Annotated in this window: 12 protein-coding genes; 8 read left to right on the top strand and 4 right to left on the bottom strand. The window is 36.7% G+C overall.

Annotation, left to right across the window (positions count from 1 at the left end):
- Window positions 1-16: 16 nt before the first annotated feature.
- The 3 genes from CA2015_RS23000 to CA2015_RS22990 all read left to right on the top strand — a co-directional run bounded on the left by CA2015_RS23000 (window position 17) and on the right by CA2015_RS22990 (window position 3,647).
- Complete coding sequence (locus CA2015_RS23000) at window positions 17-1,495, top strand: RagB/SusD family nutrient uptake outer membrane protein (protein WP_048644019.1); 1,479 nt, start codon at window positions 17-19, stop codon at window positions 1,493-1,495.
- A gap of 26 nt (window positions 1,496-1,521) precedes the next feature.
- A complete protein-coding gene (locus CA2015_RS22995; protein WP_048644018.1) occupies window positions 1,522-2,859 on the top strand; it encodes a sulfatase family protein in 1,338 nt (445 codons plus the stop codon).
- Between the two features lie 413 nt (window positions 2,860-3,272).
- Window positions 3,273-3,647, top strand: a complete 375-nt coding sequence (locus CA2015_RS22990) for a DUF3703 domain-containing protein (RefSeq protein ID WP_048644017.1) — start codon at window positions 3,273-3,275, stop codon at window positions 3,645-3,647.
- A gap of 33 nt (window positions 3,648-3,680) precedes the next feature.
- Here CA2015_RS22990 and CA2015_RS22985 read toward each other — a convergent pair whose 3' ends face one another.
- Both CA2015_RS22985 and CA2015_RS22980 read right to left on the bottom strand, forming a co-directional pair.
- Window positions 3,681-3,932, bottom strand: coding sequence for a hypothetical protein (locus tag CA2015_RS22985; RefSeq protein ID WP_048644016.1), 252 nt, complete (start codon window positions 3,930-3,932; stop codon window positions 3,681-3,683).
- 81 nt (window positions 3,933-4,013) lie between these two features.
- On the bottom strand, window positions 4,014-5,576 hold the full coding sequence (locus CA2015_RS22980) for a protein adenylyltransferase SelO (protein ID WP_048644015.1): 1,563 nt from the start codon (window positions 5,574-5,576) through the stop codon (window positions 4,014-4,016).
- 373 nt (window positions 5,577-5,949) lie between these two features.
- Between CA2015_RS22980 and CA2015_RS22975 the strand changes: the two genes are divergently transcribed.
- From CA2015_RS22975 to CA2015_RS25335, 4 genes are all read left to right on the top strand, one after another.
- Complete coding sequence (locus CA2015_RS22975) at window positions 5,950-6,342, top strand: hypothetical protein (RefSeq protein WP_048640786.1); 393 nt, start codon at window positions 5,950-5,952, stop codon at window positions 6,340-6,342.
- A gap of 2 nt (window positions 6,343-6,344) precedes the next feature.
- Window positions 6,345-7,355 carry an IS3 family transposase gene (locus CA2015_RS22970; RefSeq protein ID WP_048640785.1) on the top strand — a complete coding sequence of 337 codons (1,011 nt, stop codon included), beginning with the start codon at window positions 6,345-6,347 and terminating at the stop codon, window positions 7,353-7,355.
- Between the two features lie 219 nt (window positions 7,356-7,574).
- Entirely contained in the window at window positions 7,575-7,733 is a 159-nt protein-coding gene (locus tag CA2015_RS24940) for a hypothetical protein (protein ID WP_157470575.1), read from the top strand.
- A 33-nt stretch (window positions 7,734-7,766) separates the two neighbouring features.
- Window positions 7,767-7,901 (top strand): hypothetical protein, encoded by a 135-nt coding sequence (locus tag CA2015_RS25335; protein WP_262485590.1) that lies wholly within the window; start codon window positions 7,767-7,769, stop codon window positions 7,899-7,901.
- A 262-nt stretch (window positions 7,902-8,163) separates the two neighbouring features.
- Here the strand turns inward: CA2015_RS25335 and CA2015_RS22965 are convergent, their stop codons facing one another.
- Together CA2015_RS22965 and CA2015_RS22960 are read right to left on the bottom strand one after the other, a co-directional pair.
- Window positions 8,164-8,580 carry a response regulator gene (locus tag CA2015_RS22965; RefSeq protein WP_048644014.1) on the bottom strand — a complete coding sequence of 139 codons (417 nt, stop codon included), beginning with the start codon at window positions 8,578-8,580 and terminating at the stop codon, window positions 8,164-8,166.
- Window positions 8,546-10,537 (bottom strand): sensor histidine kinase, encoded by a 1,992-nt coding sequence (locus CA2015_RS22960; protein WP_048644013.1) that lies wholly within the window; start codon window positions 10,535-10,537, stop codon window positions 8,546-8,548. The genes CA2015_RS22965 and CA2015_RS22960 overlap by 35 nt, the downstream gene beginning before the upstream one ends.
- Window positions 10,538-10,996: 459 nt before the next feature.
- Here CA2015_RS22960 and CA2015_RS22955 point away from each other — a divergent pair, with 459 nt between their 5' ends.
- Window positions 10,997-12,418, top strand: coding sequence for a sulfatase family protein (locus CA2015_RS22955; RefSeq protein WP_048644012.1), 1,422 nt, complete (start codon window positions 10,997-10,999; stop codon window positions 12,416-12,418).
- The last annotated feature ends 63 nt before the right edge of the window (window positions 12,419-12,481 follow it).

Raw genomic sequence — 12,481 nt, 5'->3', positions numbered from 1 at the left:
CAAAAATTAATCAGACATGAAAAAGTTACTATATATACTTGTCTTTTTGGGAATGAGCTCTTGTTCAGAGGATTTTCTAGAAATCTTCCCAGAGACGACTTTAAATGAAGGCAATTTCTATCAGACCCAGGAAGAATTTATCCTGTTGGCCAATGGTTGCTATGTACCCATGAGAAATTACGAAAAGGATTTACATTGGGTGTTGGCAGAATTGATATCAGACAATACAAGTTTCCAATACAATATCAGAACAGGTGAAGCAGTGAGAGGTGTAATTGACCAGTTTATCATCACTTCTGACAATAGAGGTTATGGGCAATTCTGGGACCTGTCCTATAATGGCATCACCCGATGCAATAAATTATTGGCAGAAATTGACAGAGAAGGAGTTTCTTGGTCAAATGAAGCCTATAAAGACAGATCAGAAGGAGAGGCCTTGTTCTTAAGAGCCCTCTATTATTTTAATTTGGTACGGCAATACGGAGGCGTTCCTTTGGTAACCACGCCCATTACAGCCCAAGAAGCAGTCAATATAGACCGATCAACTGAGGAGCAGGTTTACCAGCAAATCATCAGTGATCTGGAAAGTGCTACCACTCATTTCTCCAATGCTACGGCAGTTCATGAAGATGGTAGAGCCAATAAATATGCGGCTCAGGCACTTTTGGGTAAGGTTTACCTAACTCAGAAGAATTATACCCAAGCAGCAAGTGTTCTCAAAGAAGTGATTGATTCCGGTCAATACAGTCTACTTCCTGAATATGCGGACTTGTATGATCCTTCTAATCCTGATTTTACTGAAACGCTTTTTTCCATTCAGTATTCTGAAAATAACAGAGATCTTTCCAATAGGTTTATTTTTATGTTTGCCCCTTGGAGCTCTGAAGGAGAGATCACAAACAGACCGAATATAAGCATGGTGTCTGCAGGTTGGAATATACCTACTGAAGATCTTGTTAATGCTTTTGAGGAGGGTGATAAAAGAAAAGCTGTTTCAATCAACACCTGGACAGGACCCGATTGGGATGGTGAAATAAGAGATTTGTCCTATATTGGGAAATTCAAACCACCAGTTTCTGCCCCTGATGATAGATGTGGAGACAATATGCCTGTATTGCGCTATTCGGATGTTTTACTTATGTATGCAGAGGCTTTAAATGGCTTGGGCAGAACGGGAGAAGCCATTCCTTTTGTAGAAATGGTAAGAAATCGTGCTGGACTAACAGATGCGCTAAACGGATATGATCAAACAAGTTTACAAGACTTGATTATGCATGAACGTCAGGTAGAGTTTTGTTTCGAAAACCAAAGGTGGTACGACCTAAAGAGAAGTGGCAAAGCAGTGGAGGTTATGTCTGCTCATGGGGTCAGGGAAAAAGAAATGAAACCTTTCTTATTTGATGCTTCTTTCAATATTACAGCGAATAAATTATTGGCACCTATCCCTGCAGAGCAGATATTGATTAACAGATTGGAACAAAATTCGGGCTATTAAAAACGCAATAACCAAAATAAATTAAAATGAAAAAAACAAGTAGGATTCGTTCTTTGAAATGGGTGCTCATGATGTGCATTTTGGTGTCATTTACCAAAATGACATCCTATGCCCAAGGAGAAAAACCCAACATTATCTATATCCTTTCGGATGATCAATCGTGGAATGACTACGGTTTTACGGGGCACCCACATATTGAAACGCCAAATATTGACAAGTTGGCGGAGGAAGGACATACATTTACCAGAGGCTATGTGACAGCACCACTTTGTAGTCCGTCTTTAGCCAGTATTATCACAGGCTTGTATCCCTATCAGCATGGGATTACCGGTAATGATCCTGAATTCGCATTTGAGGGAAAGCGTTACAGTAATGATTGGCAAATGGCCAGATCTAGACTGTATAAAGATTACCTGGATGAATTTCAGAAACATCCTACCATACCAATGGTTTTGAAAAAATTGGGATACCTTTCTTTTCAGGCAGGAAAATGGTGGGGCGGAAACTACAAAGAGGGTGGTTTTACGCATGGAATGACGCATGGTGATCCTAGCCGAGGTGGAAGACATGGAGATGTTGGGCTTAAAATAGGTCGTGAAGGAATGGATCCAATATTTGATTTTATGGATCATGCGATAGATGAGGATAAACCGTTTTTTGTATGGTATGCGCCCTTCTTACCTCATTCCCCACACAATCCACCGGATTCCTTACTCCAGAAGTACTTGCCTTTAGCACCTACCAAATCAGTTGCTGCTTATTGGGCCATGTGTGAGTGGTTTGACATTACGGTCGGGCAGCTCTTGGATAGGGTGGAAGAAAAAGGACTCTCTGAAAATACTTTGGTAGTCTTTGTCACGGACAATGGCTGGATACAGGATCCAAATGTGCCCAATAAATATGTGGAAGGTTCCAAACAAGCCCCTCAAGATATGGGTATTAGAACACCTATTATTTACAAGTGGCCGGGTAAAATAAAGCCCAAAATGGATCATTCCAATTTGACAAGTAGCATTGACATGGCGGTGACGACTATGGCTGCTGTAGGCCTAGACCCGCTTCCGGATATGCAAGGAATCAATATTATGGATAAGAAAACACTGAAGAAAAGAAAGGTGATCTACAGTCAGGATTTTGCCCATGACATGAAAGGAGTAAATGCTAAGGAAGAAACACTGGAGAGCAGAATTCTTATCACTAGTCCCTGGAAAATCATTGTTCCTGGCGTAGCCAATAAGGACACGCAGGAAGTTTTGCTTTACGATATTCTAAAGGATCCATTGGAAGAAAACAACTTAGCCGATAAACATCCTGAGGTAGTGAAGAAACTCACTGCTTCACTGGATAATTGGTGGGGTAAATAATATTATTTAGGAAAGGGATTTTATCCCTTTCCTTGTTTTTTTAACTTAGATTAGCTTTTGTTTATTGATTTTGAACGATAACCTATATGTTCAACCCGAATTATGTAATAGGATTTCTCCGTCCTGACAATAGTCAGGGGTGAAGCCTGTCCCGTGTTTACGGGAAGTGTTGCAATCGCAAGAAAAATCAGGCTGTTTGGAGATTTTAGCATAGCACCGCTATGGGGAAATTGTAAACAGCAACGAAGTGGCTGATTTTGAAGCGATTTCAGCACGTAATAGATTATCTATTGCATATTTCGGGTTCAATGATTTTTCATTAAAAAAAGTGATTTACCCTCAACCATTTGGTGGGTAAAAATCGTTAGGGATTTGAAGGTATATTTCCAATATAAATCCTAAAAGTTTTAAGTATGAAACTTTACACTTCGATTCCCACTAAATTAGCACCTTATTTTAAAGAGCAGATTAAGAAGTATAGCATTGAGTACAATGCTGGAAATCTAGAAAATGCATGGATGCATTTGGAAAAAGCCCATATATTGGGACAAAGATACCCTTACGAACACAGTTATGTTCACTGGAAAATGTTGCAGTTTGGTTTTAAGATTAAAAGTTTGAAAGAAATCTTCGGACAAATTCCACGATTGATTTTTGGAGGAGTGAAGTCCTTTGTAGGTAAAGTACCTGTGGGCAATCCCGGAGGAGCAAATGTGCCCCCTTTACAGCCTTTTCCAATTGAAAAAGAATTGCAGGATATTTTTGCAAAAGCAGGGGTGGAACAGTGAAGAGGAATACGTGAATTATATTTTGGATTGCAATTAACCTATCACCTGAAGGTTTTTTAAAAAATGAATAACTTTCTCTTCAGGCATTTCGCAGGGTTTTAGCAACTCTTTACTGGAGGTTATATAATAATTCAAACTGATAAAATTGGTGCCCCCCAATTCCTCAGCGTAAACTTTAATACTCATCCCACTATTAAAGTCTGCACGGGTAACCCCATACTTTCTACCAGCATAAAGCACCTCTGAATACCCAATAGGAAGTTTATGAATAAAATCCAATAGCATAGCTTTGCCGGTTTAGATCCATTTGTCCCTTATCCTTACATAAACGACTTCATTGATTGGATTGCCTATAGGATTTTTATATTAAGAGCTACAGGATAACATAGAGCAGCCTACTTTATGCCTTGCCCACTCAGGTCGTTTGGTAAACCATTTTTCATTTTCAGGTTGCTCGCTGTATGGTTTTTTCAATAATTGGTACAACTCATCAATAAGCGCATAATCACCTTTGTCAGCATCGTCAATGGCCAGTTGAGCCATATAATTGCGCAATACATATTTGGGGTTTATTGCGTTCATGGCTTTTTTCCGTTCCGAATCCGAGACTGTTTCCATTTGCAAACGGGTAGCATAATGTTGAAACCAATCTTGCCATTGTTGCTTAATGTTATCGGTCACTTCTGTGGGAGTGTAAAATGCCTCTTTAATCAATTCCAGGCCTTCATCCGGCTTGTCTTTTTTAAAGGCTGCCAAATTCCTAAAGAAAATCGTCATATCGGTTTCCGTTAGTTGAAGAAGGGTCTCCAAATTCTGGATTATAGCTTTGTCGCTATGATCATTTGTTTTTAAACCTATTTTGCCACGCATCATTTGTGCCATGGCTTTAGGGAATTCTGTTCTGTATTGATTCAATGCATCCTCTAAAGGTTCTACCTCTTCAATTAATGGGTACAAGGCATTGGCCAGTTGGTATAAATTCCATAGTCCTATATTGGGTTGGTTGCCATATCGGTATCTCTTTTGCTGAAGATCTGTAGTGTTTGGTGTCCAACCTTCTTCAAAACCCTCCAGCCAACCATATGGGCCGTAATCTATGGTCAAACCCAAAATAGACATATTATCAGTATTCATCACCCCATGTACAAAGCCTACACGCTGCCAATCGACAATCATACTTAATGTTTTTTGTACGACTTCATTAAAAAAAGCAATATAAACGGTCTTCGAAGGAGTGCCCAAATGAGGGAAATGGTGATTTATGGTAAAGTCTACTAATGTTTTTAATGTCTCGGTTTCCTGCCTTGAGGCAAAAATTTCAAAACTACCAAAGCGAATAAAACTGGGAGAAATACGGCTAACTACAGCACCTTTTTCATATTCGGCATTGCCATTGTACAAAACATCACGCATTACCTCGTCTCCTGTTAATGCTAAGGATAAAGCTCTGGTGGTTGCTATGCCTAGGTGATGCATGGCTTCACTGCATAGGTACTCCCGAATGGATGAACGCAACACCGCTAATCCATCAGCTGACCGAGAGTAGGGCGTAGCACCTGCTCCTTTAAGCTGAACAACCCATTGCTTGTGATCATGTTCTACTTCAAATAAGTTAATGGCCCTGCCATCACCCAATTGACCTGCCCAGTTGCCAAACTGATGGCCACCATAGCACATGGCGTATGGTTTTGTGTTTTCCATTACAGTATTTCCTGAAAACACATTTAAAAAATCTGTGGATTTACTATCTGCTTCTGTTAAGCCTAAATTTTTCAGCATATCATCAGAAACGTGTATAAGTTTTGGATCTGCTGTTTGTTTTGGCCTTACATAAGAAAAGCAAGCTGACTTAACTTGCCTTCGACTGTTGTCCAAAACAGGGTCTGCCGGTAATTTTTCTATAAAGGTGTTTTTTATGTTGAGTTTCATTCTTTCTTAGATTAAACCATTTGGATTTTATAAACTGAATGGTTTATTTAAGCCGGTAAGCCAAAATTATTCTTTGTTATTTTTTACTTCAGTTGTATACTATAAACACAAACGGTTAAAGCTTAAAAGTAGTTCTAGCTAGGGTTATTAAAGTCAAATCACTTAAGGCTGTTCTTTAGCAATTCTCAAATTCATGGCCTCAATTGTTCTTTTTAACCCGGATTATGTAATCGAATTTCTCCGTCCTGACAATAGTCAGGGGTGAAGCCTGTCCCGTGTTTACGGGAAGTGTTGCAATCGCAAGAAAATCGGTCGTGTACTGAAATAGGTTGACACAATTTAATTAAAAATTGTAAACCTATAATCGGACAAAATGAGTGAATTACAAAAGTTCTCCGAAGATGCAAGGAGAAAAATCGTTATGGAAGTACTTTCAGGTACTTTAAGCAAAGAACAGGCAAGGCATATTTATGGAATTAAAAGCAAATCCGCTATCTTGGAATGGATGAGGATTTTTGCTGGTCTTGAAAGAAGGCTTCCTAAAGATCCTCTTCCGATTTTAAAAAACATGGCAATAAAAGAGGATTCCAATAGTGAGTTAAAAGCCCGTATAAGGCAACTTGAAGAAGAGCTGAAGCTTAGCCGTTTGAAGGGCAGGGCATACCAGATCATGGTAGATATTGCCAAAGAAGAATATGGGCTAGATCTTGAAAAAAAGTCTGGTGCCAAACAGTTCAAAGACTCAGAGAAGAAGAACCAAAAGTAAGTTTGGCCCAACTTTGTGAATTGTTTGGCAAGAGCAGGCAGGGCTACTATAAAGCTTTAAATTATATTTACCGCGGGGCATTTGAGGAAGAGGTGGTCTTGAGTCTTGTTTTAAAGATCAGAAAGAAGGCCAAAACATCCAGATGGGGGTTGAGAAAGATAAACCCTCTGATTCAGAAAGACCTAATAGGAATGAAAATCAAGATAGGCAGGGATAAACTGTTTGATTTGCTTCGAGTGAACGGGTTATTAGTAACCAAAAGAAAAAGGAAGTTTTTCACTACCCAAAGCCATCATTGGCTTAGGAAGTACCATAACCTGGTAGAAAACATGGTTGTCTACAGGCCCAACCAGTTATGGGTTTCCGATATTACCTACCTTTTACTAAATGGGCAAGTCATGTATCTGTATCTTATTACGGATGCTTATTCCCAGAAAATAGTGGGCTGGAATCTTTCTCTGGATCTGAAGGCTGAATCAGCACTTGAAGCCCTGAAGGTGGCTTTCCAGTCTCAAGAAAACATTAACCATTATTCCCTTGTCCATCATTCGGACCGTGGGGTACAGTACTGCAGTTATGATTACACCGACCTATTGAAAAAGAAGAAAGTTTGGATCAGTATGACGAAGCCCGCTTCACCACATGAAAATGCCATAGCGGAAAGAGTAAATGGAATCCTAAAGGAAGAGTGGCTGGAGGATATTGCAGGAGAAACAAATATCAACCCGAAAAAATACATCATTAAAATTATCAAAATCTATAATGATATGAGACCACACGAGAGTTTAGGAAATCTAACACCTAACCAAGTACATGACGAAGGTTTTACAAGGCATGATACCGAACGCGTTATTGGAAAGAAATATAATTGGAAAAAGAAGACCGAACCTGTCAAGGCCCGGTCTGAAAATAGCAACGCTATCGGACCAAACGACTATTCCTTGGCAAGTTGCTCCTCAGCAGAGCTTGCCTCCGCTTTATCGTGGTACTGTAAGTTAAATGAAACTTCTTAGAAATTAAAACACTTACTATATTTGAAAAACAAAAGTGTCAACCATTTTCAGGACGAGACAATCAGGCTGTTTGGAGATTTTAGCATAGCACCGCTATGGTGAAATTGAAAACAGCAACGAAGAGGCAGATTTTAAAGCGATTTCAGCACGTAATAGAATGTCTATTGCATATTTCGGGTTTAATGGTGTGAATTTTTCTTCCGAAACTATGTCCATGGAATGTTGGCAGAATTATTTGGTGGTGTGCACCTTGTGAAGGAAATAGCTACTAAGCCAATGTTTGATTACATCCGGAAAACCAAAGCGGTCACCGATCAATTTGGGATCGATGAACAGGAAGCAAAAGTAGCTGACCTTCCTCAGACCAATATACTATAGGGTAAAATAGCGAAGAGAGTAGCTAAACATTACTTGGCTAAATTTTACCTTGGACTAGGTTTTGAGAGCTCCGATGGCTCTTCTTATGATCAGGCCATAAAGTACGACTCTGATGTATTAAATGGTAAATATGTAAAAGAAAATCACGAAAAAGCCAGATTTTCTTAAAATTTCAAGATTTCCTGTAAATACGTGACAACCTTTACCTCTGACTATTGTCAGGGCGGAGAAATCTTATTACATAGTCTGGATTTAAAATATAATAAAGAGGAAGAAATATTTTATATTTAAAAATTATATATTTAATATTACGGATAAGGATTAAGGTGTTAATATTATTTGTATTAGGTTATTTAATGGTATTGATAAATTTTAGTTGTAGGTTTGTTTTTATAGAATATTAGCGAAATAAACAATCCTTATAAATAATTTACTCCTTATTTTGAAAATGATCGTCTATTATTTTTTCTATTACCCCAGTAGTAAGAGGTTTATTTAGAAATCCGTTTATAAATTTGGTTTTTTTGGCTTTTTCTTCATCATCTGGATTAATGGAGGTAGTTAACATCATTATCATTATCTCTCCCTTAAGATTGTCATCTAACTTTTCATATTCTTTCAAAAATTCCCATCCATTCATTCCAGGCATATTTATGTCAAGAAAAATGAGATCAGGCTTTGGGTAGACGCCTTCCTTTTTTCTTTCTAAATAATCTAGTGCTTCTTGGCCGCTTTGAACAGCCTCAACTTTTTCGGAAACACCTGTTTCTTCGATGATAATTTTATGTAAAAAATTCGTTGATTTATCATCGTCAATTAACAATATGCAATTGATTTTTTTTCTCATGTTCATTTGATTTTATTGTAAAGTTAAAAGTGCTACCACTACCTAATTTTGAATCAACCCATATTCTTCCACCATGTAAGTCTACGATTTTCCGGCAATGTGAAAGGCCGATCCCTGAACCCTCATATTCATCTCTACTATGAAGCCTTTTGAAGATTTCAAAAATTTTATCTTGTTGGTGTTCAGGAATGCCAATACCGTTGTCCTTTACCGTAAATAAATATTCATCATGATTTGATCTTGCAGTTATTTCGATGTAAGGATTTTGTTCTAATTTCCTAAATTTGATGCTGTTACTTATTAAATTTTGAAAGAGCAGTCTTAAAGGAGTTTCATAACCGTAAATTTTTGGTAATTGATTTACAATAATGGTAGCTTTTACCTCAAGTATATTTTTACTAAGGTCCTTTTTTATTTCATTAATTAGTTGATTGCAATCTACAAGTGAAATTTTGTTATTCTTATCAATTCGATTATAGTCCAATAGACTCTTTACAAGCTGACTCATTCGGACTGTAGCCTCTTGGATAAAATGTAAACTTGTTAATCCTATTTCATCAAAATGTTCTCTTTGTTTTCTTTCTAGAAGATCTGTAAAATTTATTACGGTTCTTAATGGTTCTTGCAGGTCATGGCTGGCCACATAGGCAAATTGTTCTAATTCTTTATTTTTATATTCTAATTTTTTCACATAATCAGACTTCAATTCTTCTGCTTTTTTTCGCTCAGTTATATCCTGCCTTAGGGCCATGTACTCCGTAATTTCGTCTTTTTCGTTTTTAAAAGGAACGATGGCTGTTAAAACCCAATATAGTGATCCATCTTTTGCTTTGTTTTGTATTTCGTCAACCCAGATATTACCTGAACCGATGGTCTTCCACATATTTATGAAAAACTCTTTATCATGGTATCCAGAATTTACGATTGAATGCGTATTGCCTATGAGTTCATCTTTTGTGTATTGAGATATTTTACAAAAAGATTCATTAACTTCAGTTATTACTCCCCGCTTGTCTGTGATTGCAACTATAGAAGCTTGGTCTAGGCCATCCTTAAATTGTTTAAGGTATCGATTACTTTGTCGAATTGAATTTTCAACTTCAGCTTTCTTTATGTCTGACCTATTCAGTCTTAAAGAAATGTAAGTGATGTAAATGATACTAATTGGGATAAAAAAAGTAGAGAAAATTACTAGCCCAAATTCCAAAGAGATAATTTGCTTATTAATACCAAATATTAGAAAATAATTGAAAATAATTGGAAAAACAATTGCAAGGGGAAGGACTTTACGAATAAGTTTGCTACCAGTGTAGTTTCCTAAGATTAGTCTAAAAAATTCAGTATTTGTATTTTTTAATAAATTTAGAACCGCAATCAATAAAAATAAAACTGAAGTGTGTATGGCCATGGATTTAAAAAATATTGCCTTACTTTCAATTGGGATCAATAATACATAAGCAATTATTGCAACCATTGCCATTACTGCTGTTATGATTAAGGCGTAAAATCCTATTTTTTTAAAAATACTGTTGGTCAACTTTTCTGCTAGGAAACCAATACCAATTAGGGTTGAACATATTGCACTTGCCGGAGACATTCTTCCCGGATTACTTGTAGATATATTGTCTTCTATAAAAAAGTTATCAATAGGTAGGTAAAGCCATCCAATATGTTCGGCTAAAGTCATTAGGCCAATAGTGATAATTGCTATTGATAGAATTATATATAGAAAAATTGAATTTTTACTATAAAATTTATCTGTAATTAAAATAATTCCTGATAATAAGAACACAATAGCAGTGTTGATCTTCATTGTTGCACTCTTAGGAATAATACTTAATACCTCATTTATTCCAGTATACCACCCAATAATCACCACTAATCCTGAGAGAATACAAATAGAAATTATTGCTTTTTCAAGATGAATAATTTTACTTTTCTCAAACTGTTTTTCCAACCTAGTACTTGTTAAAATTTATACCAAATATTAAGAAACATAATAGGAATAATTAAAATTTTGTTGATATAGGTAAAAATAGCTATTTTTTTTGTTTTTCAAATTTAATCTATGAAATTTTCAACTACTTCTATTTTTTCAATGATTGAAATATTTAAATAAATTTTTTCTCAGGATTTTGAATATTAATGACTTTTATATTTGCAGTATTACCCAAGTATTTATCGAAACCTCGATAAAGGAGGATGTTATTTTAAAAAGTTAAGACAATTTCAAAGTGTTTAGGTTTAAAAGAGATTGTACTCAATAAAAGCAATTTCTTGTTTGGTTTTATATTCTCCAAGCTGTTTTATTTTAATTAATACTCATGCCTAAAAGGTAGTCTTACTGCCAAATTTGACTAAAAGTAGGTATATTGAATGGTTAAATTCCATACCAATTGATTCGATAGCTAATAACATGCGTAGACTTTTAATATTCTTTTTTGTGTTGGGAATCTTTGCCAGTTCTTGTAAAACCCCTGTAAAAAAACCAAATATTATCTTAATCATGACAGATGATCAAGGCTGGTATGATGTTGGATTTAATGGGAATACAGAGATAAAAACGCCCTTTTTAGATGACCTAGCTTCAAAAGGCGTGGTTTTCAATCGATTCTATTCTGCTTCTGCGGTTTGTTCACCTACTCGGGCCAGTTTGATCACAGGCAGAAACCCACTTAGGATGGATATTCCTTATGCCAATAGTGGACATATGAAGGCGGAGGAAATTACCATTTCAGAACTGTTGCAAAAAGAAGGCTTTGCTACCGGACACTTTGGAAAGTGGCATCTAGGTACCTTCTCCAAAACTATTCCAGATGCCAATAGGGGAGGTAAAGAAATATACCTTAAGGATTATTCCATTCCATCGAAGCATGGTTACGATACATTTTTTAGCACAGAGTCAAAAGTCCCTACTTATGACCCCATGGTATATCCAGCATCATTTAAAGAGGGAGAAAGTCTGAGATATGGCTGGAGGGCTGTAGAAGGAAAGAATTCAATAATAAATTATGGCACGGTTTATTGGGATGGTGAAAATCAAATGGATACTAGCAATATGAAGGGAGATGATTCTCGTATTATAATGGATCGTGTTATTCCATTTATAGATAATGCCATTAATAATGAACAAGCCTTTTTCTCCACCATTTGGTTTCATACTCCTCATTTACCGGTAGTAAGTGATAGCTTAGATAGGAGTTTATATGCTGACATGGATTTGCCTGAGCAATTGTATTACGGATCTATTACAGCGATGGATAGGCAAATTGGTCGATTATGGCAAACGTTGGAGAATGCAGGAATTGAAGAGGAAACAATTATTTTCTTTTGCAGTGACAATGGGCCTGAAGACCGAACTCCGGGAAGCGCTGGGGATTTTCGTGGAAGAAAGAGGAGTTTGTATGAGGGAGGCGTAAGGGTGCCGGCTTTTGTGATCTGGAAGAATAATTTCGAAGGAGGCAGGAAAATTGATTTTCCAGCTTTTACCAGTGATTATTTACCTACTCTACTCGCTATTATGGGAATAGAATATCCTGATGAGCGGCCATTGGATGGTACTAATATATTAGATGCAATCGAAGGAAGGATAGAAGAAAGAGCAAAGCCAATGGGGTTTATTTGTACTCCAAATGTGTCATGGGTAACCAATCAGTATAAACTAATAACTGATGAAAAGCTTGAAAGTTTTGAACTTTATGATTTGCTGAACGATAAATCAGAAATTAAAAATATTATTGATGAGTACCCTGAGGTAGCCAAGCAGTTGGAGGCTGAATTGAGGGATTGGTTGGCTTCTGTTGAGAATAGTAAAAATGAATTGGATTACCATAAGTAAAATAATATTCTACAACATTATTTAGTTCAATGCAGTAATTCACTTATTTTTAGAACAAAAAAA

This window comes from Cyclobacterium amurskyense (assembly GCF_001050135.1).
GTDB classification, from domain to species: domain Bacteria; phylum Bacteroidota; class Bacteroidia; order Cytophagales; family Cyclobacteriaceae; genus Cyclobacterium; species Cyclobacterium amurskyense.
Note: the sequence above shows the minus strand (reverse complement) of the source record. Positions and strands in the feature narration are given on the sequence as shown.